Annotated in this window: 23 protein-coding genes and 2 tRNA genes; 22 read left to right on the top strand and 3 right to left on the bottom strand. The window is 37.7% G+C overall.

Going from position 1 to position 24,310, the window contains the following annotated elements; all coding sequences use genetic code 11:
• The first annotated feature begins 11 nt into the window (after positions 1-11).
• From B4H39_RS07370 to B4H39_RS07310, 13 genes are all read left to right on the top strand, one after another.
• On the top strand, positions 12-284 hold the full coding sequence (locus tag B4H39_RS07370) for an RNA-binding S4 domain-containing protein (protein ID WP_202230110.1): 273 nt from the start codon (positions 12-14) through the stop codon (positions 282-284).
• A gap of 27 nt (positions 285-311) precedes the next feature.
• Complete coding sequence (locus tag B4H39_RS07365) at positions 312-683, top strand: septum formation initiator family protein (RefSeq protein ID WP_202230109.1); 372 nt, start codon at positions 312-314, stop codon at positions 681-683.
• Positions 680-961 carry a S1 RNA-binding domain-containing protein gene (locus B4H39_RS07360; RefSeq protein WP_251422197.1) on the top strand — a complete coding sequence of 94 codons (282 nt, stop codon included), beginning with the start codon at positions 680-682 and terminating at the stop codon, positions 959-961. The genes B4H39_RS07365 and B4H39_RS07360 overlap by 4 nt, the downstream gene beginning before the upstream one ends.
• Before the next feature lie 186 nt (positions 962-1,147).
• A complete protein-coding gene (locus B4H39_RS07355; RefSeq protein ID WP_251422194.1) occupies positions 1,148-2,449 on the top strand; it encodes a class A beta-lactamase-related serine hydrolase in 1,302 nt (433 codons plus the stop codon).
• A complete protein-coding gene (gene tilS, locus B4H39_RS07350; RefSeq protein ID WP_251422191.1) occupies positions 2,446-3,696 on the top strand; it encodes a tRNA lysidine(34) synthetase TilS in 1,251 nt (416 codons plus the stop codon). Before B4H39_RS07355 ends, tilS begins: the two co-directional genes overlap by 4 nt.
• On the top strand, positions 3,689-4,243 hold the full coding sequence (hpt, locus tag B4H39_RS07345) for a hypoxanthine phosphoribosyltransferase (protein WP_202230105.1): 555 nt from the start codon (positions 3,689-3,691) through the stop codon (positions 4,241-4,243). The genes tilS and hpt overlap by 8 nt, the downstream gene beginning before the upstream one ends.
• Before the next feature lie 96 nt (positions 4,244-4,339).
• Positions 4,340-6,379, top strand: a complete 2,040-nt coding sequence (gene ftsH, locus B4H39_RS07340) for an ATP-dependent zinc metalloprotease FtsH (protein ID WP_202230104.1) — start codon at positions 4,340-4,342, stop codon at positions 6,377-6,379.
• Positions 6,380-6,796: 417 nt separating this feature from the next.
• A tRNA-Glu gene (locus tag B4H39_RS07335) sits at positions 6,797-6,868 on the top strand.
• Positions 6,869-6,906: 38 nt separating this feature from the next.
• Positions 6,907-6,979: transfer RNA gene (locus tag B4H39_RS07330), tRNA-Asn, on the top strand.
• A gap of 67 nt (positions 6,980-7,046) precedes the next feature.
• Positions 7,047-7,991: a TIGR01212 family radical SAM protein gene (locus B4H39_RS07325; RefSeq protein WP_251423591.1), complete on the top strand. Its 945-nt coding sequence runs from the start codon at positions 7,047-7,049 to the stop codon at positions 7,989-7,991.
• The gene (locus B4H39_RS07320) at positions 7,984-8,523 is read left to right on the top strand and encodes a class I SAM-dependent methyltransferase (protein ID WP_251423594.1); all 540 of its coding nucleotides are present in this window, start codon (positions 7,984-7,986) and stop codon (positions 8,521-8,523) included. The genes B4H39_RS07325 and B4H39_RS07320 overlap by 8 nt, the downstream gene beginning before the upstream one ends.
• A 409-nt stretch (positions 8,524-8,932) precedes the next feature.
• Positions 8,933-9,829: a GRP family sugar transporter gene (locus B4H39_RS07315; protein WP_202231627.1), complete on the top strand. Its 897-nt coding sequence runs from the start codon at positions 8,933-8,935 to the stop codon at positions 9,827-9,829.
• Between the two features lie 18 nt (positions 9,830-9,847).
• Complete coding sequence (locus B4H39_RS07310; RefSeq protein ID WP_202231626.1) at positions 9,848-11,236, top strand: APC family permease; 1,389 nt, start codon at positions 9,848-9,850, stop codon at positions 11,234-11,236.
• 37 nt (positions 11,237-11,273) lie between these two features.
• Here the strand turns inward: B4H39_RS07310 and B4H39_RS07305 are convergent, their stop codons facing one another.
• The gene (locus B4H39_RS07305; protein ID WP_251423598.1) at positions 11,274-12,560 is read right to left on the bottom strand and encodes a serine hydrolase; all 1,287 of its coding nucleotides are present in this window, start codon (positions 12,558-12,560) and stop codon (positions 11,274-11,276) included.
• Positions 12,561-12,860: 300 nt separating this feature from the next.
• Between B4H39_RS07305 and rpsL the strand changes: the two genes are divergently transcribed.
• From rpsL to purR, 6 genes are all read left to right on the top strand, one after another.
• The gene (gene rpsL / locus B4H39_RS07300) at positions 12,861-13,274 is read left to right on the top strand and encodes a 30S ribosomal protein S12 (RefSeq protein WP_003133552.1); all 414 of its coding nucleotides are present in this window, start codon (positions 12,861-12,863) and stop codon (positions 13,272-13,274) included.
• Between the two features lie 19 nt (positions 13,275-13,293).
• Positions 13,294-13,761 (top strand): 30S ribosomal protein S7, encoded by a 468-nt coding sequence (gene rpsG, locus B4H39_RS07295; protein ID WP_202231624.1) that lies wholly within the window; start codon positions 13,294-13,296, stop codon positions 13,759-13,761.
• 213 nt (positions 13,762-13,974) lie between these two features.
• The gene (locus tag B4H39_RS07290; protein WP_202231502.1) at positions 13,975-15,918 is read left to right on the top strand and encodes an OPT/YSL family transporter; all 1,944 of its coding nucleotides are present in this window, start codon (positions 13,975-13,977) and stop codon (positions 15,916-15,918) included.
• Entirely contained in the window at positions 15,911-16,279 is a 369-nt protein-coding gene (locus B4H39_RS07285; protein WP_251423601.1) for a PqqD family protein, read from the top strand. Before B4H39_RS07290 ends, B4H39_RS07285 begins: the two co-directional genes overlap by 8 nt.
• 142 nt (positions 16,280-16,421) lie before the next feature.
• Complete coding sequence (gene fusA, locus B4H39_RS07280) at positions 16,422-18,512, top strand: elongation factor G (protein ID WP_202231500.1); 2,091 nt, start codon at positions 16,422-16,424, stop codon at positions 18,510-18,512.
• A 178-nt stretch (positions 18,513-18,690) separates the two neighbouring features.
• Complete coding sequence (gene purR / locus B4H39_RS07275) at positions 18,691-19,506, top strand: pur operon repressor (protein WP_251423604.1); 816 nt, start codon at positions 18,691-18,693, stop codon at positions 19,504-19,506.
• Between the two features lie 218 nt (positions 19,507-19,724).
• On the opposite strand, the gene lepB is transcribed toward purR, so the two are convergent.
• Positions 19,725-20,399: a signal peptidase I gene (gene lepB, locus B4H39_RS07270; protein ID WP_202231498.1), complete on the bottom strand. Its 675-nt coding sequence runs from the start codon at positions 20,397-20,399 to the stop codon at positions 19,725-19,727.
• Between the two features lie 2 nt (positions 20,400-20,401).
• A complete protein-coding gene (gene rnhC / locus B4H39_RS07265; protein ID WP_202231497.1) occupies positions 20,402-21,289 on the bottom strand; it encodes a ribonuclease HIII in 888 nt (295 codons plus the stop codon).
• 180 nt (positions 21,290-21,469) lie between these two features.
• Between rnhC and rplM the strand changes: the two genes are divergently transcribed.
• From rplM to cls, 3 genes are all read left to right on the top strand, one after another.
• Positions 21,470-21,916: a 50S ribosomal protein L13 gene (gene rplM, locus B4H39_RS07260; RefSeq protein WP_202231496.1), complete on the top strand. Its 447-nt coding sequence runs from the start codon at positions 21,470-21,472 to the stop codon at positions 21,914-21,916.
• 16 nt (positions 21,917-21,932) lie between these two features.
• Positions 21,933-22,325, top strand: coding sequence for a 30S ribosomal protein S9 (gene rpsI / locus B4H39_RS07255; protein ID WP_003133537.1), 393 nt, complete (start codon positions 21,933-21,935; stop codon positions 22,323-22,325).
• 378 nt (positions 22,326-22,703) lie between these two features.
• On the top strand, positions 22,704-24,152 hold the full coding sequence (gene cls, locus B4H39_RS07250; protein ID WP_202231495.1) for a cardiolipin synthase: 1,449 nt from the start codon (positions 22,704-22,706) through the stop codon (positions 24,150-24,152).
• The last annotated feature ends 158 nt before the right edge of the window (positions 24,153-24,310 follow it).

Here is a 24,310-nt window from a genome sequence, read left to right as displayed (position 1 = left end):
TAATAACCACTATGAGATTAGATAAATTTTTAAAAGTTTCTCGTCTGATAAAGCGCCGTCCTGTAGCTAAAGAGGTTGCGGATAAGGGCCGTATTAAAATCAATGGAAAAATAGCGAAATCTTCAAGTGATGTTAAGTTTGGTGATCTTATTGAAATTCGTTTTGGGAATAAGATTGTAGAAGTGAGTGTCTTGGAACTTAAAGAATTCACGCGTAAAGAAGATGCGGATAAAATGTACAAAATCCTTAGTGAAACGAGAGTCACGGCTGAAACTGAACTTTAATTTATACATATATTTTTCGGAGGAAAAATGGACAAGAAAATTATTCATTTGAAAAATGATTATAATAAGTCAAAAAGAATGGAAGAAGTCTCGCACCCCCTGCCTAAACGCAAACATTTAGGTATTATTTTGATTGGTGCTATGTTATTATTCAGCTTGGCAACCATTAGTGTGGTTCAATCTTATCAAAATTTGCAAAAACAAATTGAGATGGAGGCACAAGCTGAGCAAAAAAATGCGGCATTGGATCATGAACTTGCACTTAAAAGCTCAGACATGAACAAGCTTAAGGATTCATCATTTTTAGCAAAGTATGCGCGAGCAAAACTGGATAATTCACAAGCCAATGAGAAGGTTTTTAGTATTCCAGAAATGGTTAATGGTGGGATAGAACCTTGATTGGAAAAGTGAAATCAATCAGTAAATTTGGGCTTTTTGTCCTTTTTTCTGACAAAAAAACAGGCCTTTTACGATGGTCGAACATACCAAGAAGACAGGGTAAATACAAGGTAGGCGATCTTATAGGTGTAGAGATTTTGCAGGCGCGAGAAGATGGAAAATATGAACTTAAATTCATCGAAAAAGACTTTGAAGAGAGTTTTGGTCACTTTTTAGGAGAAGCTACAGATCGTCTCAAATCTTTGAAAACAAAAAATGAGTTTCTTAAAAGATTATAATTGCAGAAGGCGACAACTAGCCGAGAAACGTGCATATATTGTACATGTAGGGAAGTTTCATTGATTTTGTTTCTTACTTAGAGGAGAGGCTCCGTGCTTCTTTCATATTCCTCTTCTACAAAAATATGGAAGACTTAGATTTACAAAAGTAAGTGACGTATAAGATGATTGATAGGGTTATAGAGAATGCAAAAGTTGAAAAATAAATTTAACTTAGCTGTTTGGTTGGTGATGATTGTGATGATTATCCCAGCCTTTTTTGTCTTACCCCAAAAAAGTAAAGAGGGAAGTGCAGAGGCAAAAGTTAAAGAAGTAAAACAAAATCAAAGTTCTTATCATACTGAGATACCTTCTCGTGCCGTTACTTTAACCACAATCCCTGTTTACAAAGATGAAAATTTACAGCAAAAATCAGGTGAGCTCCCCGAGCAGAAACAACTGGATATTATCAAACTAAAAAATAATGTATTTGAACTGGCCAATCATACATATATCAAAGCAGATACAAAGAATATAGTTTCAGATACACTTTTGTCAAAACAGATAAAGAAGACAACGGTTTATACTGCTCAACGTTCAGAAGTTTATTATAATCCTTTTACAACATATGACAAAGAAGTTTACACCACTCTTCCTAAAGGGCAGCAGTTTAGTACAAATCAGATTGCAAAGACATATTGGGGAACCTATTATGAAGTGAACTTCAATGGCGGACAAACAGGATGGATTAATTCGGAAAATCTAAATCTAGAAAACCCCAAGATGCTTCAAGTACAAGACATGTTGCGCAAAAAATACAATGATTCAAAGTATTCTATTTATGTCAAACAATTGGATGATTCGTTTACAGTGGGTGTAAACCAAGATAAAAAAATGTACGCAGCAAGTTTATCAAAGCTTCCTATTCTTTATTGGACACAAAAGCGTTTAAATGAGGGGAAAGCAGCTTTAAATGATAATTTGCAGTACAATACGGCGATCAACACCTTTAAAGGTTCCTTTGAGGCAGGAGGTACCGGTATTTTACCGGTCATTGCTAATAACGCTAACTATTCATTATCTGAAATTATTGACCGTACAGCTAAAAACTCTGATAATGTCGGGAGTAATCTCTTGGCTTATTATGAGACAGGACAATTTTCTCCAGCATTTCGAAGTGGAATTGAAAGTATTGCAGGACAAGCATGGGATCCTGTTGAACGTGAAGCCTCTGCGGAAATGGTCGGAAGAATACTGGAAGCACTTTATAAGGAAGGCGGTTATTCTTTCAATGCTTTATTTGGCACTCAGTTTGATGATACAAAAATTCAGGCTGGAGTTCCTAAGAATGTTCGTGTGGCTCATAAAATAGGAGCAGCTGATGCCTATAATCACGATGCAGCGATTGTCTTTTCGAGTGAACCTTATATTTTAGTGGTTGAAACGAAAGGGGGAAGTGATGATGTCATTTCACAAATTTCAAAAGACGTTTATGAGGTGTTAAAATGAATGAATTTTTGAAACTTGTTCAAAAAAAGGAATTTTTCAACCATCATACACGCGTTCTGATTGCTTTGTCCGGCGGTAAAGATTCGATGACTCTTTTTAACTGGCTCTATGAATATCAGAAAGAACTAGAAATAGAACTATTTACAGCTCATGTAAACTATGGTTTACGGGATATAGCGAATTGGGAGGAAAAAGAGTTAAGACAAAAAATGCAAGCATTGGGTATTGAACTTGAAGTTGCGCATTATACAGAAGAACATTTTAGTGAAGAAGCAGGGCGTATCATGCGCTATGACTTCTTTAAAAAAGTGATGGAAGATAAAAAGTGTACTGCCTTAGTCACGGCTCATCATAAGGGAGATCAAGTTGAAACGATTTTGATGCGGCAAATTACTGGAAGACGTTTACGCCATTTGACAGGCATTCCAGAACGGCAAGTTTTTGGCCCTGGTGAGCTAATCCGCCCTCTTCTGACTTTTGATAAGACAGCTCTTGATGCTGAGGTATATTTTGAAGATGTGACGAACGCTGGTAATGATTATCTACGTAATCGCTTGCGTAATCAATATATACCAGCTTTAACGTCTGAAAATCCAAAGTTTTCAGATGCTGTTATAGACATGTCCAAAGAGATATCCCTAGCCCTTTCAGTTATCAAAGAGAAGATAATAGATTTAGGGATTATTCAGGATGAAATAGAAACTCAAATTTTTCTACAACAATCAAAAGCGCTTCGGTATTTTATTTTACAAGAATATTTGGAAAAATTTCCAGAATTACAGGTATCTAAACCTCAATTTGAAGAGCTTTTATGGCTTATCGAAAGACCACAACAATATCGTTCAGAAATGTCAAAAGATTATCTTTTTGTGAAAGATGAAAAAAATTTCATGATTCGTCCTAAGGCTATTTTCAAAGAAAAAGAGCTTGATATACGGGAAGATGATCCCAAAGATTCCACTTTTATGCGGGTAGATATCCCTCTGACGGGAGAAGTTAAGATACGTAAACGCCAGCCGGGAGATTATATTTTCATCAATGGGCATCATAAGAAACTTAGAAAATTTTTTATTGATCAACATGTTGCATTAGAAAAACGTGAAAACTTATTAATCCTAGTTGAAGACGATATATATGCAATCACTGATTTAACAATTTCAGATTTGAGTAAAGCCCTTAAAAATGATAAAATGAAAAGGACGCTGTGGGTGAAACCCATCATAAGAGAGGATATTGATAATGCTTGAAAAAGACATAAAAAAAATACTCATTTCAGAAGAAGAAATCCAGAGCAAAACGCTTGAACTTGGAAAAATTCTTGCTGATGAATATAAAGACAAGAATCCATTGCTTCTCGGTATTTTACGTGGATCAGTACCGTTTCTTGCGGAATTAGTTAAGCGTATGGATATTCCATTAGAAATGGACTTCATGACAGTTTCAAGCTATCACGGGGGGACAGAATCGTCAGGAGAGGTGAAACTATTGCTTGATGTGGCAACTCCTGTTACAGGTCGCGAGATTATTATTGTTGAAGATATCATCGATACAGGGCGCACCTTGAAATATCTTAAAGAACTTCTTGAACACCGTGGAGCAACGGTGAAAATTGTTACTCTTTTAGATAAACCTGAAGGACGTGTTGTTGAAATTGATGCAGACTACACTGGTTTCACAATTCCAAATGAATTTGTTGTCGGTTTTGGTCTTGACTTTGATAACCACTACCGCAACCTTCCTTATGTAGGAGTTTTAAAGGAAGAAGTTTATAGCAAACAAAAAAACTCATACTAAAGTATGAAAAATGCTTATGGTAAAACTTACCAATAGAAAAAGATGCGTAAGTATGCTATAACTAAGAGATAAAAAATAAAAGGCAAAGAAGGAAATATGAACAATCCAAATCCTAACAACAATAAAAACGGAGGCTTTATTAAAAGCACTCTAGGTTGGGTCTTGCTTGTAATCGTCATCGTTTTCGGTATTAATGCTTTCTTTGGTGGCAATCAGTCAAATGTTGATAAAATCAGCTACAGTGCACTGATGAGTGACATCAAAGACGGCAATATAAAATCACTGAAAATGCAGCCTAGCGATAGTCTGTTTACAGTTTCTGGCGAATACAAAGATCCTAAAACTGTGGAAGGGAACAATAACTTCCCATTTTTACCAGGAAACACTTCCAAAGTGACAAATTTCCAAGCACTCATCATCCCAACAGACAGTATCATCAAGGATATACAATCGGCGGCAGATGAAAATGGAATTAAAGTCAATGTTATTGCAGCATCAACAAGCGGTATGTGGATCCAAATCCTTTCATACATCTTGCCAATGCTTCTCATGGTCGGCTTTTTCTGGTTGATGATGGGTGGCATGGGCTCACGTGGTGGTGGCGGTGCCGGCAACCCAATGAGCTTTGGTAAATCACGAGCTAAACAACAAGATGCTAAAACTTCAAAAGTTCGCTTTGCAGACGTTGCAGGATCAGAAGAAGAAAAACAAGAGCTTGTTGAAGTTGTTGATTTCCTCAAAAATCCTAAAAAATACCATGATCTTGGTGCACGTATCCCTGCTGGTGTCCTTTTAGAGGGTCCTCCAGGTACAGGTAAAACTTTGCTTGCAAAAGCTGTTGCCGGTGAGGCTGGCGTACCTTTCTATTCTATTTCTGGTTCCGACTTTGTCGAAATGTTCGTCGGTGTTGGTGCCAGCCGTGTACGTGACCTTTTTGAAAATGCGAAGAAAACAGCACCGTCAATCATCTTTATTGATGAGATTGATGCCGTTGGTCGTCAACGTGGCGCTGGTCTTGGTGGCGGAAATGATGAACGTGAACAAACACTTAATCAACTTTTGGTTGAGATGGATGGTTTCCAAGACAATGAAAATTCTGTTATCGTTATCGCAGCAACGAACCGTTCAGATGTTCTAGACCCAGCCTTGCTTCGTCCAGGTCGTTTTGACCGTAAAGTTCTTGTCGGGGCGCCTGATGTTAAAGGACGTGAGGCTGTTCTTCGTGTCCATGCAAAAAATAAACCACTTGACTCAAGTGTTGACCTAAAAGTTGTCGCTCAACAAACTCCTGGTTTCGTTGGTGCTGACCTTGAAAATGTCCTTAATGAGGCTGCTCTTGTGGCTGCTCGTCGTGACAAAAAAGTTATCGATGCATCAGATATTGATGAGGCACAAGACCGTGTTATTGCGGGACCAGCTAAGAAAGATAAGAAGATTTCCGAACGTGAACGCGAAATGGTGGCTTACCATGAAGCAGGACACACAATCGTTGGTCTAGTTCTTTCAAATGCTAATACGGTTCATAAAGTTACAATCGTTCCGCGTGGTCGTGCTGGTGGTTACATGATTGCTCTTCCTAAAGAAGACCAATTCCTCCTCTCCAAAGAAGACATGCAAGAAAATCTTGCTGGACTCATGGGAGGACGTGCAGCTGAACAAATTATCTTTAATACCATCACAACGGGTGCTTCAAATGACTTTGAACAAGCGACTCGTATCGCACGTGGTATGGTCACTCAATATGGTATGTCAGAAAAACTGGGCACAATCAGTTATGAAGGCAGTCAAGCTGTATTTATTGGTCGTGATTATGGACAAACGAAAACCTATTCTGAAGCAACAGCACAAGCTATTGATGAAGAAATTCGTGCAATCACTAAGGAAGCTTATGATAAAGCTGTCGAAATCATTGAAGCACATCGTGAGCAACATAAAGCCATTGCTCTTGCACTTCTTAAATATGAAACATTGGATGCTAAACAAATCATGTCTCTTTATAAGACAGGTAAAATGCCAGATGATGTTATCGAACATGAAAGTGAGCCTGTAGAAGCAAAATCATTCGAGGAAGTCCTTGAAGATGCGAATAAAGCTCAAGAAGAAGTTGAAAATAAAGAAGATAAAACAGTCGAATAAGGCTGTTTTTTTTTTGACTAAAAATACAAATATTCACACGGAAATTTCATGGCTTATGAGAAATCGTTCATTTTCTAGAAAGACACTTGTAAATGAAAGCGTTCGAGGTAGCTGTCCTTTTCTGTACTCTTTGTAACGACAGTGTCATATTTCCCATCACAAATAGTGTTATATCAAGCTTTACCAGGGGATTATTATAACTTTTTAATAAGCTATGGAATTTCCGTGAAATATTCAAGTTTTTCTTTGACAAAAATAAAAAATATGATATACTAATATAGTTGTCACTCGACGTACTTTGTCTATTCACGAATTAAGAAGAAAATATTTTGAAAAAACATAGTTTATTCTTGACATATTTTCAAATTATTGTATAATAGAAAAGTACTGTTCGAGAGGACAGCGCAATAGTAAGATGGTCCGTTGGTCAAGGGGTTAAGACACCGCCTTTTCACGGCGGTAACACGGGTTCGAATCCCGTACGGACTATATTGTTAATTCCCGATTTATAATCGGGTTTTATTTTATGCGGATTAGCTCAGTTGGTAGAGCGCACGACTGTTAATCGTGTTGTCGTCGGTTCGAGCCCGACATCCGCAGTAAGCTAAATCAGCCATAGGCTGTTTTTTTGTTATAATGGAGTATAAGTGAAGGAAGTATCTATATAATGCAAAAAAGATATACAACATGGAATGAATATTTGAGAGGGACATTTGGGGAAAAAATCTTTAAGGTTCCTATTGATGCTGGTTTTGATTGTCCTAATCGTGATGGGACCGTTGCTCATGGCGGCTGTACATTTTGTACAGTGTCTGGTTCGGGTGATTTGATATTGGAGCCTGATGCACCAATTGCAGAGCAATTTCGGGTGGAAGTTGAAGCTTTTCATAAAAAATGGCCTGGCGTAAAAAAATATATTGCCTACTTTCAAAACTTTACAAATACGCATGCTCCAGTTGAAGTTTTGCGTGAACGTTTTGAAGAGGCTGTTAACCAACCAGATGTTGTGGGTATCTCAATTGGTACACGACCAGATTGTCTTCCACCTGATGTGGTTGATTATCTGGCAGAACTTAACGATCGTATGGAAGTTTGGATTGACTTAGGCCTTCAAACGACATTTGAGGAAACGAGTGATTTAATTAATAGGGCGCACGATTATCAAACCTATACTAATGCAGTAGCTCGTTTGCGTGAACATAATATTAATGTTTGTGTGCATTTAATAAATGGTTTACCCGGTGAAACGCGTGAAATGATGTTGGAAAATGTGAGACGTATGATTTTGGATTCTGATATTCAAGGCGTGAAATTGCATTTGCTGCACCTGATGAAGAATACTCGTATGCAACGTGATTATCACGAGGGACGTTTGAAGCTACTGTCTCAAAAAGAGTATGTTAATATTGTTTGTGATCAACTTGAGATGATTCCCAAAGAAATAGTTATTCACCGTCTTACTGGTGATGCTCCTCGTGAAGCTTTAATAGGTCCAATGTGGTCCTTGAAAAAATGGGAAGTGCTGAATGCTATTGATCGTGAAATGGCGCATCGAGGATCCGTTCAGGGATGTAAAGATATTAGAAAAGTGGAGCCTGTTACTTATGTTTAGACCAATTGAAATGTCACATCACATGTTAGCTGAAATAATTAAAGCAGATGATGTAGTAATTGATGCGACTATGGGAAATGGTTGGGACACTTCCTTTCTTGCTGCTTTAACAAGTAATGTATATGCTTTTGATATTCAACAAGAAGCTCTTTATTCTACGAAAAAATTATTGCAGATGAAGGGTTTGCAGGCGAAGTTGATTCTAGATGGACATGAAAATATAGATAAATACGTGTCTGAACCCGTTAAAGCTGCTATTTTTAATTTAGGCTATCTTCCTCGAGCAGATAAATCAATCATCACACGTCCGAATACAACTTTAAAAGCTTTGGAGATATTAAAGGAAAAGCTTCTTCCTCAGGGTCGAATTATGCTTGTCATTTATTATGGACACGAGGGAGGAGAAGAGGAAAAAGCTGCTGTTATAGATTGGGTGAGTACACTTCCCCAGTCAGATTGGCAGGTTATGAGATATGAACCCCTGAATCAGATCCATAAGCCTCCATTCTTAGTTTGTATTGAGAAAATATAAGATACGTTTTAAGCGTGTTTTATTTTTTTGTATTCTTATTTTGATAAGTTGAAAATGAACTGTAAAAGAGAGTAAGGTGAATACAGTTGAAGAAATAACTGATTCAAAATAGTATTATATGATGTCAAAAATCTATAGAGAGTTCGCTTATAGAAGAGAATTTTTATCTGTTCATACATTCTTGTTTGTGGAATAAAAATCTAGGAAACGAAAAAAATTTTATTAAGTTGAAGATTTGAAGAAAGCTTTGAAAAAAGAAGTATTCTGAGAGACATAAAAGAGCAAATAGATAAATATTTTTTATTGGAAAGTATTGAAAATAAGAAAAGATTTGAATATATTGCTATTTATCTATAATAATGGTAAAATAAGAAGATTTTTAGTTATTATTTATTTTTGGAGGAAGAAAATGGAAGGTATCTTACTTGCACTAGTCCCGATGTTTGCTTGGGGCTCCATTGGTTTTGTATCAAACAAAATTGGAGGAACTGCTAAACAACAAACCTTAGGAATGACTTTTGGTGCATTCGTATTTGCTTTGATTGTTTTTTTGGTACATCAGCCTCAACTTAGCCTACCTGTTTTTATTATTGGCTTTGTCGGTGGACTTATTTGGGCAGTTGGGCAGAGCGGTCAGTTTCATTCAATGAAATATCTTGGAGTATCTGTAGCTGGTCCATTATCAGCTGGCTCGCAACTTGTTCTGGCGTCTTTGATTGGGGTATTCATTTTTCATGAATGGACACAGAGTATTCAGTATACACTTGGTTTTATTGCAATTCTTGCTTTAATTGTTGGTTTTTATTTTTCTGCTAAACGGGACCCAGAAAATATCATTGCAGTCGAAAAGCATCACTATGCACGTGGTTTGATTAGCCTAACTTATTCTACTTTGGCTTATGTTTCGTATGTGATTTTGTTTAATAATCTGTCAGCCCTTTGGTTCAACATTCATTTTGATACTTTGACAATCATTTTCCCAATGTCCATTGGAATGGTTATTGGTGCATTTATTTTATCAGCAGGTGATATTAAAATTGAAGCGGTAGTTTTCAAAAATATTTCCGTAGGGTTGATGTGGGGTGTTGGAAATGTATTTATGCTCCTTGCAGCATCAATGGCTGGTAATGCTATTGCCTTCTCATTCTCACAGCTTGGAGTAATTATTTCAACAATAGGTGGAATTCTCTTCCTAGGAGAGAAAAAAACCAAAAAAGAATTGGCTTATATCACAATAGGTACGATATTGTTTATTATTGGTGCAATTTTACTCGCTGTTGTAAAGTCGAAAGGAATTAATAATTGATTTATTTAAAGGAGTGATATGAACATTTTTCGTAAAAGGGTAGGCCAAGAAAAAAGTGAAATGAAGCGTACTCTTAATTCTATGGACTTAACACTATTGGGCTTAGGCGCAATGGTGGGAGCGGGAATATTCACTTTAACGGGTATGGGAGTTGCTTTAATTGCAGGCCCTTCACTTATGATATCCATTATTATTGCTGGTGTAGCTGTAGGGCTTTCGGCTTTGATTTTCGCAGAATTTGCTTCACGGGTTCCAAGTCATGGAGGCCCTTATGGCTACATTTACGCAACTTTTGGAGAGTTTCCAGCTTGGATAGTAGGTTGGCTTTTAGCCATTGAGTTTTTTACAACGATATCAATTGTAGCTAAGTCATGGAGTGGTTATTTTAAAGGCTTACTTCATTTGCAATTACCTCCCATGCTTAACGGCCCATTGGGATCTACCTCAGGATTTTCTATTGATTTGATTCCTGTGCTTGTCGTGGCAGCAGTATCTATTATGATTTTTTTAAATGCTCGTACAGTTTCACACTTGAATAACACGTTGGTTGTTTTAAAATTTTCGGCATTGATTATCTTTGTTATTGTTGGTCTTTTCTACTTGGAACCGGCGAACTGGTCTAATTTTGCGCCTTTCGGTTTAGGTTCCCTAATTGGTGGTCAAACAGGGATTTTACCGGGAGCTTCAATCCTTTTCATTGCCTTTATCGGTTATGAAACAGTATCAACAGCAGTTGATGAAGCAGAAAATCCAAGACGAAACATTCCTTACGGGGTCATTAGTTCACTTTTTGTTGCAGTAACTCTCTACGTTATTGTCACATTGGTGCTTACAGGTACAGTGCCCTATTATAAATTGAATGTCACGAACTCCATTGCCTTTGCTCTTACTTATCTTGGCGTAGAGTGGGCAGCGACCTATGTTTCAATTATCGCCATCATTACCTTGCTCAGCGTTGCCCTCGCCATGTCTTATGCCTTATCACGTTTACTTTACTCAATGAGTCGTGATGGACTTTTGCCGAAGAAACTGAGTAAAATATCTGCTAAACACCAGATACCAGTTAACTCAACTTTATTCATTGGGAGTATTTCACTGCTCATTGCTGGATTTGTTCCCATGACTATTCTTGGTCAATTTTTGAGTTTGTCTACATTACTTTATTTAATAATTTTAGCCTTTGGTTTGTTGAAACTACGCAAAGAACACGGCCTTCCGCAAGCTAATGAATTTAAAACACCTATGGTGCCTTTCTTGCCTATCTTATCAATTCTTATTAATGGCTTTTTGATTGTTCATTATCATGTGCGAATATGGCTTTTATTGGTTATTTTACTGGGAGTAGCAACGCTACTTTACTTTGTTTATAGTTACCAACACTCAAAATTGGAACAGAATACAAAATAAAAAAGGATTTTCCCAATGTGTTGGAAATCCTTTTTTATTAAAGTTTCTCATTTACAAAGCGGACAAAGCTATTCCACATAACGACAAATATATTTGCACGTGTGACATCATTTTCAGCTGTGAGTGGAAAATGATAACCAGAAAATCCAGGAAGATAACCTAATTTATCTTTTTGAACTGCAGTAGCTTGAACCAACTCCTCTCCTTTTTTAATCGGGGCTTCAATAGCTGTTTGAGCCTTTTTATCAAAAGAAATAGAAATTGCGTTTGTATCTGCAGTGCCGCTCTTAAAAGGAACAACAGCAGAAAAATCTTCTCCAGCTACAAGGTTAACAGTATTTTTATTTCCATCCTGTACAGGAAGACTAGGAAAATCACTAATCTGAGAGCCTTTATCAGCAATCTGTATCTTTGTCCAAGAGGCGTAAACTTGGTTCATAAGACTATTTGTTAAGCTAAAAGGAGTAGCATTATCTTCTGAAGAATTTTTACTCTCTAGAACAACGGTAATAATACGAAAACCATTCTGGACAGTTGTTGCAGCAAAACAATCTACATAAAACGAAGTTGAACCTGTTTTTAAACCATCAACGCCAGCACGTGTTGTTGCAAAGCCAGGTAACATCTGATTCGTATTTGACAAAGTTGTTTCAGATTGTCCACCTTTATCAAACTCAAGTTCAGTTTTTTCAGTAATTTTTAATATCTCAGGGTAATCTTTGAGGAGATGTGTACACATGATGGCAACATCTTGAGCGCTCATTGTGTTGGCATCATTTTCAGTAGAACCGGGGTAAATATTTTCACCGAGTTCACTATTTGGGAGTCCAGAAGAAGAATAAAGTTTAGCATCTGTAATACCCCACTCTTTCAGCTGATCCATCATCATATCGACAAATTTTGGTTCAGAACCAGCTATTTTTTCTGCCAAAGCTATAGCTGCGGAATTAGCTGAAGGGAGAAGCAAAGCATTAAGCAGATCTTTGACTGTAATTTCTGTTCCTTTTGCAAGAGGAATATTACTAGCGTTGCTGTTCATTGTTAAATTGTAAGCATAGTCAGAAATAGGTACTTTTGTATCCCAAGCAATTTTTTTCTCATCCACACTTTTATAAACCAGATAGGCAGTTAAAAGTTTAGTGATTGAAGCAATACGAGTGCTAGAATCTGTGGCGTTTTGACTGTAAAGAATTTTTCCACTGCTGGCATCAACTGCAATAGAAGATTTAGCCGCCACATAAAAGTCCTCAGCTTGGACATTTATGGTAGTCAAAGGGGAAAATAAAAGCAATAAGGAAAGGAAGATGATTGAAATTTTTTTCATGTTTCCATTATAACATAGACGAGGCTAGGTCAGGCCATGAGTTGAAAAGTACCTCTATTTTAGAAAAAGGCAAAGAGTAAAGTTGACAGAGTTACCAAAATTTGATAGAATGTTCAATGGTACTTTTTATATTTGGTCCTAATAAGGAGAACTTGTATAAGTTGCCAAACTTCTTGTCAGAACTTGGATTAAGCGACCATATACTGACATTCCAACTTTATAAAAAACAGAAAGGATTGTTTATCCATTTTATTTCGCTTTGCGGTTCTCCGTAAATAAAAGGGATAAGCAGACAGAAAAATGCCTACTATTAACCAATTGGTGCGTAAAGGTCGTCACTCTAAAGTGGAAAAATCTAACTCACCTGCATTGAACATCGGCTACAACAGTCGTAAAAAACTCCAAACTAAAGTAGCAAGCCCACAAAAACGTGGTGTTGCGACTCGTGTTGGAACAATGACTCCGAAAAAACCTAACTCAGCGCTCCGTAAATTCGCTCGTGTACGTTTGTCTAACCTTATTGAGGTTACAGCATACATCCCAGGTATCGGTCATAACTTGCAAGAACACAGCGTAGTCCTTCTTCGCGGTGGTCGTGTAAAAGACTTGCCAGGGGTACGTTACCACATCGTTCGTGGTGCACTTGATACAGCTGGTGTAACAGATCGTAAACAAAGCCGTTCTAAATACGGTACTAAAAAACCAAAAGCGTAATTGAAAGGAGATAAGAAGAATGCGTAAAAATCGTGCCCCAAAACGTGAAGTTTTGGCAGATCCAGTATACAACTCAGTAGTAGTAACACGCCTTATCAACCGCGTTATGCTTGATGGTAAACGTGGCGTTTCTACAAATATCGTTTATGGAGCTTTTAAACAAATTGAAGAAGCTACTGGAAACAACCCACTTGAAGTTTTCGAAACAGCTATGGAAAATATCATGCCTGTTCTTGAAGTTCGTGCGCGTCGTGTTGGTGGTTCTAACTATCAAGTCCCAGTTGAAGTTCGTCCAGAACGTCGTACAACCCTTGGACTCCGTTGGTTGGTGACAATTGCTCGTAAACGTGGTGAACACACAATGCAAGATCGTCTTGCAAAAGAAATTCTTGATGCTGCAAACAACACTGGTGCGGCAGTTAAGAAACGTGAAGACACCCATAAAATGGCAGAAGCAAACCGTGCGTTCGCTCACTTCCGTTGGTAAAAAACTTGACTTCAGTAGTCTTAATTTTGTAAAAAGTCTTGATCACAGAGGTCAAGGCTTTTTTTCATTATTTTCAAAAGAATGAAAAAACTAATCATTTTAATAATAAAAAATTAAAAAAATCATTTAAATGTGTTGCTGATTTATTAAAATTGTAGTAGAATAGAGCGAAAACACTTTCAAATAAGAAATATAAGGAGTACATTGAACAACATGAAAAAATTGTCTAAGACCGCCTATGGCGGCATCGCAGGGAAAGATTATATCCCTTACGAAGATGGACGCAAAAAGAGTGCTGGAAACCCCGTTGTAGTTATTATTGGTATTATTTTGGCGATTCTCTTTGCAGCATCTACTGCATATTCGGGAATGCGTGCAGGTTTGACAGTAGCTGCCGGTATCCCAGGAGCTATTCTTGGTTCAGGACTTTTATCAATTTTTATCCGTAAAAATAACTTCCTGATGAAGAATATTCTTCAATCAATGGCAACTGGTGGTGAATCAATTGCTTCAGGTCTTATCTTTGTACTACCAGCAGTTATCCTCATTGGACAACAAGTAACTTTCTTTGAAGGTGTTATTGTTGGTGTTGCTGCTGTTCTTGTATCGCTTGGTATCTTGTCATTTGTTCAAGATTATCTCTTGGTAGAAGAGCATGGAACACTTGTTTATCCAGAAGCAATGGCTATTTCAGAAACTCTTGTTGCTTCATCAACAGGTGGTAACTCACTTAAATACATGGGAATTGGTTTCGGTGTAGGTGGTATTATTACAGCTTTCACATCAGCAGTTTTTGGTATTATTAACAACGTTGTAAGCTACACAAATGAAACATTTTACAAATGGAAACTTGAGATTGAAGTAAATCCTATGCTAGCAGCTATTGGTTTTATTGTTGGTCTTGAAGTTGCCGTAATGATGTTTGCGGGATCTATTCTTGCGAACTTTGGTATTGTTCCATTGATTGGCTACTTTTCAGAGATGGCTGGTGGTGGCCATAATGTTTGGAACGACACTTCAATTACGATTCAAGCGATGGACTTTGCTGCCATTTCAGGTTCATATGTAAGGTATATTGGTGCAGGTATGATGATTTCTGGCGGTATGATTGGTGCTATCCGTCTTATCCCAACAATTATCAATTCTGTAAAAGCAACACTTGAAGGCCGTAAAAATGCTGAAGCTGGCGAACGTGATTCACTTGGTATCTTTGCTATCCTTATTGGTATTGTTGCAACGTTTATCGTTGGTTTCCTTATCTCTGGTGGAAATATTGCGATGGCTTTCATTGCAGGTATCTTGTCAATCATCCTTTCCATGTTATTCATCATCGTTGCAGGGCGTTTGACTGGTACAATTGGTACCTCTAACTTACCTGTATCTGGTATGACAATTGCATCACTTGTTATCATGACTTTAGTCTTCTTGGTGATGGGCTGGACATCTGATGCTGATTTGAAATCACTCTTGCTTTTCGGTACTTTCATCGTTGTAGCGATTTCTGTAGCTGGTGGTTATACACAAGCGCAAAAAGTTACATTCATCACGGGTGGTAATAAATATGAAGTACGCCGCTTCTTCCTCGTTGCTGCTGTTCTTGGGGTTGTTGTCGTAACAGGTGTTATTGTATTACTTAGTGATCAGCTGGCCTTAACAGGTGATGCAGCACAGTTTGCACTGCCACAAGCCAACTTAATGGCAACTTTGACTGATGGTATCATTGGTGGAGAACTTCCATGGCATATGATTATTGCAGGTATCGTGTTTGGTATTATTCTTTACATGATTAAAGTTCCGGTTATGACTTTTGCCATTGGTTTCTACCTCCCAATTTCAACAACATCAATTATTTTAGTTGGTGCATTAGTTCGTGTTTTGATCGGAATCCTCAGTAAAAAAGATACTGAGGCAGTGCAAGAGGAACGCATGTCATCAGGTGTTTCTCTCTCATCTGGTTTAGTTGCTGGAGCATCTATCATTGGGTTGCTGGGTATTATTCTCCAAGTAACAGGTGTTGTAACGCCTGGAACACCAACAGGTTTCCTCGGCTCCAACAGTATGGCTTGGATTCTCATGCTAATCTTAGTTGTTGCAATCATAGTACCTCTGATGTCCGTCAAAAAAGCTTCGACATCTACCAAAACTGAAAATGAATAACAAGAAAAAAGAAGAAATTTCAGATAAAAATTTGAATATGATTTTCCGAAAAAAAGACAAAGTGCTATTTGAATGGCATGAGGGTCGAATTCGGATTTATAAAGATCAAAAACATTGGACACAAAATCTCATGCGTAAGATGGGGGCAAAAATACCCCAGCGTACCTATATGTCTTTGGATGAATATGGTACATTTGTCTTTAGTATGATTGATGGAAAGACTACTGTAAAAGAGATAGGAGAAGCACTTAGTGCTCAGCATGAGGAAGCTTCTCAACAGCTCTATGAACGGCTTTTCCTTTATCTCAATCATTTAGAAACTGTTGAAAAATGGATTGAGATTGTTGAAAAAGGGGAGTAATCTCCTTTTTCTCTTGACTTATTTTTAGAAGAATTAGATAAATTTTTCTCAAAAATATTGGAAAGCTAAAAATAGAACTATAAAAACCTTGATTATTATGATATAATGGGGTGTAAAACTAAAAATTAACTAGGAGAAAACTATGGCTCGCGAATTTTCACTTGAAAATACTCGTAATATCGGTATCATGGCTCACGTCGATGCCGGTAAAACAACTACCACTGAACGTGTCCTTTACTATACTGGTAAAATTCACAAAATCGGTGAAACGCACGAAGGTGCATCACAAATGGACTGGATGGAGCAAGAACAAGAACGTGGTATCACTATCACTTCTGCTGCAACAACTGCCCAATGGAAAGGCAATCGTGTAAACATTATCGATACACCGGGTCACGTGGACTTCACGATTGAAGTACAACGTTCACTCCGTGTCCTTGATGGTGCAGTAACAGTACTTGATGCTCAATCAGGTGTTGAACCACAAACTGAAACAGTTTGGCGTCAGGCAACTGAATATAAAGTTCCACGTATCGTCTTTGCGAACAAAATGGATAAAGTCGGTGCTGATTTCTTCTACTCACTTTCTACATTACATGATCGTTTAGGTGCTAACGCTCATCCGATCCAAATTCCAATTGGTTCTGAAGAAGATTTCGTAGGAATCATTGACTTGGTAACTATGCGTGCGGAAATCTATACTAATGACCTTGGTACGGATATCCGTGATGAAGAAATTCCAGCAGAATACAAAGAACAAGCTGAAGAATGGCGTACAAAGCTTATTGAAGCTGTTGCTGAAACAGACGAAGACTTGATGGAAAAATATTTTGCCGGTGAAGAAATCACTGAAGCAGAGTTGAAGGCTGCTATTCGTAAAGCGACAATCAACGTTGAATTCTACCCAATGCTTGCAGGTTCTGCCTTCAAGAACAAAGGTGTTCAAATGATGCTTGATGCGGTTATTGACTATCTTCCAAGCCCATTGGATATTCCTGCAATTAAAGGTGTTAACCCAGATACAGACGAAGAAGACGAACGCCCAGCATCAGATGATGCTCCATTTGCGGCACTTGCCTTCAAGATCATGACTGACCCATTTGTTGGACGTCTTTCATTCTTCCGTGTTTACTCAGGGACATTGGATGCTGGTTCATACGTTTTGAATACTTCTAAAGGTAAACGTGAACGTATCGGACGTATTCTCCAGATGCATGCGAACACACGTCAAGAAATTCAAACAGTTTATGCTGGTGATATCGCTGCTGCTGTTGGTTTGAAAAACACTACAACTGGTGATTCATTGACTGACGAAAAAGCAAAAATTATCCTTGAGTCTATCGATGTTCCAGAACCAGTTATCCAACTTTCTGTTGAACCTAAATCTAAAGCTGACCAAGATAAAATGGGTGTCGCCCTTACTAAATTGGCAGAAGAAGATCCAACATTCCGCGTTGAAACAAACGTTGAAACTGGTGAAACAGTTATCTCTGGTATGGGTGAACTTCACCTTGACGTCCTTGTTGACCGTATGAAACGTGAATTCAAAGTTGAAGCTAACGTTGGTGCGCCTCAAGTATCATACCGTGAAACTTTCCGTGCACCTACTCAAGCACGTGGATTCTTCAAACGTCAATCAGGTGGTAAAGGTCAATACGGTGATGTATGGATCGAATTCACACCAAACGAAGAAGGTGCTGGTTTCGAATTTGAAAATGCTATCGTCGGTGGTGTGGTTCCACGTGAATTTGTACCTGCCGTTGAAAAAGGTTTAGTAGAAACTATGGCTAACGGTGTTCTTGCGGGTTACCCAATGGTTGATATTAAAGCTAAACTTTACGATGGTTCATATCACGATGTCGATTCATCAGAAACTGCCTTCAAGGTTGCGGCTTCACTTGCTATGAAAGAAGCTGCTAAGACTGCACAACCTGCAATCCTTGAACCAATGATGAAAGTTGTCATCACAGTTCCTGAAGAAAACCTCGGTGATGTTATGGGTCACGTAACAGCGCGTCGTGGACGTGTAAACAGCATGGAAGCACATGGTAAATCACAAATCGTTAACGCATTTGTACCACTTGCTGAAATGTTTGGTTATGCAACTACACTTCGTTCAGCTTCACAAGGTCGTGGTACATTTATGATGACATTTGACCACTACGAAGATGTACCTAAATCAGTACAAGAAGAAATTATCAAGAAAAACGGTCGCGGTGGCGATGCTGAATAATCTTTGATTATTTCATTTATGTAAAAAAGCAGAATCTGAGAGAGGTTTTGCTTTTTTGTTTTAAGGATAGAACATTAGAAATTAGAATTATTAGTTCTCTTTGTAGTAGTTTTTTCACTTGATTGTTCGGTTTTTCTAAGTTATAATTAAAGTGTTAGAAGGAAAAGTGGTGAATAATATGAAAAGAAACGAACGATTAGTGGATTTTACAAATTTTTTACTAAATAGACCTAATAGAATGTTGAATCTTAACGAAATTAGCAAGCGTTATGAAGTTGCCAAGTCCTCTATTTCGGAAGATCTCGTTTTCATCAAACGCGTCTTTGAAAATCAAAATATTGGAATTGTTGAAACTTTTCCCGGAAGTTTAGGTGGAGTGCGTTTCACACCTCATATTTCAGATGAAGTTTCCCATGAACGCGCGATGGAACTCGCCAATCTCTTACGGGAGGAAAATCGTATCTTGCCTGGAGGTTATATCTATCTTTCAGATATCTTAGGTCATCCAGCTAATTTAAAAAAAATCGGACAAATTATTGCTCATGAATATTGCGAAAAACAGATTGATGTTGTTATGACTATCGCTACAAAAGGAATTCCCATCGCACAGTCTGTCGCTGAAATATTGGATGTACCCTTTGTTATTGTTCGTCGAGACCCTAAAGTCACTGAGGGAGCCACGCTAAATGTGAACTATATGTCAGGGTCAAGCAGCCGTGTTGAAAATATGACTCTTTCTAAACGCAGTTTATCTATTGGTCAAAGTGTTTTGATTGTTGATGATTTTATGAAAGGGGCAGGAACAATCAATGGTATGAAGAGCCTTGTTTATGAATTTGACTGCTTTTTGGCAGGTGTGGCTGTCTTTCTTGAAGGACCTTTTAAAGGAAAGCGTCTAGTGGATGATTATAAATCAATTCTAAAGGTTGATAAAATAGATGTGGCTAAACGTTCTATCGAAGTAGAACTAGGTAATATATTTGAAGAAAAGTAAAGATAATAAAAAATAGTGGGCTTTGGTTTTATCACCAAAGCTTTTTTAGTTGAGGAGAAGTTCTTTTATCTGTCGAGAGCTGAAAAAAAGAGGTCACAGATTAATTGAGGATTCCTTATTTGATATTGTTTCATCAGAAGGGAACAGTAAGCTTATTACAAGTCATCTTTTTGGGGATTTAGAATATAAAAAAAGCTTTGCCTAGCTTGACAAATCTTTTAATTCAGGGTAGAAATTTTATTTAGTGGCCAGATGCGGAACACGGTACGACCAACAATCTCAGAACGTTTAAAAGTACCAACAGCACGACTGTCTCTTGAGACGATACGATTATCGCCTAAGAGAAGATATTCTCCCTCAGGCACCTTGATGCTGAAAGTAGGATTTCCTGTTGTATCTGTTGTAAAGGCTTGGGACTGTTGCGCCAGTTGAACGAAATATGCGCGATTTGCCTCCGAGAGTTCAGAGGTCAAGGCATAATTTTGGTAGGTCTTTTCCAGTTCTCCGTCTGATAATTGCTTCTTGAAATCTGCCAAATATGGTTCGTCTGTTTTTTGGCCATTGATATAGAGTTGATCGTTATCAAATTTTATCTCATCACCTGGCATCCCAATCACACGTTTAACGACATCTTTGGTTTCAGTTTGACCATTTATCGACTCGGTCTCTTTAGCAACTACAATATCAAAACGATTAATGCTCGCTGTTTTGATAAGAACAAGGCGTTGTTTATCGGCCAAGGTAGGATCCATTGAGTGACCATCTACAACAACAAGAGACCAGATGAAGATTCGGGATAAGATAGCCAAGGTTATAATTGTTAAAAAGATACCCCATTCTTTGAGGAAGCGCGTGAAAGCGTTAGGTTGCTTATTTTTTCTAGTATTTTCCATATTTAACTTTCTATTATTTGAGCTAGATTTATTGCTTTTTTTGTATTTGCGAAATGTAGTTTGGCATATTTTTCTAAACTTTCTAGACCACTGTGACGAATGATTTTTGCTGCGACACAATCAGAATTTTCCCCAGCTCCACTTGGTAACTGTATCCCAGATTCTAGAGAAAGCGCTTCGAGATTTTTCAAGAATAGATAGCGTGCGATAATAGAACTACAGGCAACAGCTAAAAACTGATCCTCAGCCTTGGTCAAAAGAGTGACTTTCCCAGCAACCTGATTTTTTTCAGCGCTTAGGTATTTTTGATAATTTTTCTCACTTGTAAAGGCATCAATAATGATATGTTCAATGGGTTCGGACACATGTTGCTCAAGTAGGTATATTGCTTGATTATGCAAGGCAACTTTGATACTTACAGCGTTATGACCTGAGGAAATCACGTTGTTGTATTTCATAGGTTCTACGATTAAAGGGACATGGAGAATATGTGCCATTAATTGTGGGGCAATCTGACAAATTTTGTTATCATTCAACTTTTTAGAATCCGCGACCCCCAGATTTTTTAAAAAGAGGACATCCTTATCAGAGATAAAACTTGCTACAACGACAAGTGGACCAAAGTATGAGCCATTTCCAACTTCATCTGTACCTATTATGCTAGCTTGCTGTTTGGGACGTACAGTAGTAGTATATCCAAATTGGTGTGCGATGTTTTCTGCCTCTTCCCCTTGAAAGACGACTTTTCCAGAATTGTAAACAGAAATAGTGGCTTTAGGCAGTTTAGCATAAAAAGTGATATATTGATTTTTTGATGCTTTCTTGTATTTATTGAATTTGAGAAAAAGTTTGTCCAACATTTTTCGATCTAGGGTAAGCACTACATTCATGATAATAGTTTAACATAAAAGCAAAAAAATTAAAAATGAATCTTGACAATACTTGATATATATGATAACATGATAAACGGTATTGTTTACCCCATTTTTGTGGCCCCGGAAACCCAAAAATATTTATAGGACTTTTACACCTGACGTAAACAAATTCTAAGTAAAGGAAACTTAACCCAAATGATGAAAACAACATTCATGGCTAACGCTTCAAACGTTGACCGTAAATGGTACGTGGTTGATGCAACTGATGTACCCCTTGGTCGTTTGTCAGCCGTAGTTGCTAGCGTACTTCGCGGTAAAAACAAACCAACATTCACTCCACATACAGATACAGGCGATTTTGTTATCGTTATCAATGCTGAAAAAGTAAAACTTACTGGTAACAAAGCAGCGGATAAAGTTTACTATCGTCACAGCCTTCATCCAGGTGGCTTGAAATCAATCACTGCTGGTGAACTCCGTGAAAAAAATGCTGTACGCTTAATTGAAAAGTCAGTTAAGGGTATGCTTCCACACAACACACTTGGTCGTGCTCAAGGCATGAAACTTAAAGTGTTTGTTGGTGGTGAACACACACATGCAGCACAAAAACCTGAAGTTCTTGATATTTCAGGTCTTATCTAAGGAGGGAACGCACTAAATGGCACAAGTACAATATGCTGGCACAGGACGCCGTAAAAATTCAGTTGCTCGTGTACGTCTCGTACCCGGCACAGGTAAAATCGTAATCAATAAACGTGATGTAGAAGACTATATCCCACAAGCAGCACTTCGCCTTGTTATCAACCAACCATTTGCAGCTACACAAACTGAAGGTAGCTACGACACACTCGTAAACGTAAACGGTGGTGGTGTATCAGGTCAATCAGGAGCTATCCGTCACGGTATCGCTCGTGCATTGCTTGAAGTGGATCCAGATTTCCGTGGTGCTTTGAAGCGCGCTGGTTTGCTTACACGTGATGCTCGTATGGTTGAACGTAAAAAAGCAGGTCTTAAGAAAGCTCGTAAAGCTTCACAATTCTCAAAACGTTAATCTGTTTCAGATATACCAACGTTTTGGACTATTATTTGGTGAAAATTGGTGGAAAACTAATTTCAATCAAAAATAATGATATAAAAGCATTGGCGGTTTGCTAGTGCTTTTTTTGTACCATCATGTTTATATGATAGCAATTCCTTGTCAAGTCATGTGATTATGAAATCTGTGTATTAACTTTAAAATCATAGTCATCCTCTATTAAGGTAAAGTTTAGCAGCCTATACCTTTTTAAAATATTAGTGTTTTCCCATTTCTATCTCCTACCTTTAGATACTGGAAAAATTATATTTAGCTCATAGTGAATATCCTCCTAAATTTGGTATAATTGAGTAAACATTATCATTTTATAGAGTTTTTAAGGAGAAATAATTTATGCCTCTTGCGACAATTTACAGTTTTATTGGGCTGCTGATTATGATTAATACGGTACTCGCGCTTGTGACAATTTTTAGAAAACCGAGATCAATTTCTAGTATTTTAGCATGGTTTATGTTTTTAGTTTTCTTACCAGGCATTGGTTTTCTTGGATATCTTTTTTTGGGAAGAGGACTAGATCGAACAACTGTACGTCGTTTTGAAGAGGAAAACAAATATAATTTATCTATTCTGGGTCAGCGAGTACATGAAAATAACCAAAAGTTTGCTCCGAAAGAAATGGCACCCCATGAAAAACTTCTTAAACGGTATTTTAACAACATGGAACGTACGCCTTTATGTCGAGGCAATAGTGTCAATTTTTACCTTGATGGTAAAGAAAAATTTGCAGCTTTATTTGAAGATATAAAAAATGCTAAAGATAATATCCATGTGGAGTATTATGCTTTTTTCAGTGACAAAATTGGCACTCTCTTTCGTGATCATCTGATTTCCAAAGCTAAAGAAGGTGTTGAAGTCAGGGTAGTATATGACCCATGGGGTGGAAAAACAAGGAGGGATTTTTTCAAGCCCTTAGAGGAGGCTGGTGGGAAGGTTACACCCTTTATCACTTCACGTAATGCCTTGATGAAAACGCGACTTAACTATCACCTACATCGTAAGATTGTTGTCATTGATGGTCAAATTGGCTGGACGGGTGGTTTTAATGTCGGAGATCAGTATATATACAACAGTAAAAAATTCGGTTTTTGGCGAGATACTCATGGACGGATTGTCGGAACTGCAGCCTTTGGCCTCCAAGAAACCTTTATCCGAGATTGGAATGTTTCCGTTAAAAATCCCAAGGATAAACTTGAACGAAAAGATAATTATTTTGTAGTCCCAGAGGACAGTGGAAATATCGATATTCAAATAGTCACAAATGGACCGGAGAGTGACAATAAAACACTGCGCACTGGATTTATCAAAATGATTATGGATGCTGAGGACTATATCTGGATTCAGTCACCCTATCTTATTCCGGATGACTCAATGATAACGGCTCTTGTAGCAGCAGCTAATTCAGGCGTAGATGTAAAGATTATGATTCCTAACATGCCTGACCACCCTTTTATTTTCCGAGCAACACAATATTATGCAAACTATCTTCACAAACATGGCGTTCAAATTTACAATTACACGAATGGATTCCTCCACTCAAAAACACTTGTAATGGATGGAAAGCTGGGTGTATTTGGGACAACCAATCAAGATATAAGAAGCTATGAGTTAAACTTTGAAGTCAGTGCTTTTTGTTACGATGAAGGAGTAGCTAAGGAAATGAAAAGAACATTCGAAATGGATTTGGAAAAATCAACGCTTCTCACAGACAAGACTCTTGTACAGCAGTCACTATGGCTTAAGATAAAACAAAACTTTTCACGACTGCTGAGCCCGATCTTGTAAGCTAGCCTCCTAAAAAAGACACTTCTAGTGTCTTTTTTAGGAGCGTACAAATGTGATAACAGAAGTGTTTAACGAACGAAGGAAAAAATTTTCAGGAAATCGCCCACTAAATAGTTGACAAGTTTTTGATAGTCTGGTAGAATATAATAGTTGTCGCA

This window comes from Lactococcus sp. UBA7128, assembly GCF_002492185.1.
Lineage (GTDB): Bacteria > Bacillota > Bacilli > Lactobacillales > Streptococcaceae > Lactococcus > Lactococcus muris.
Note: the sequence above shows the minus strand (reverse complement) of the source record. Positions and strands in the feature narration are given on the sequence as shown.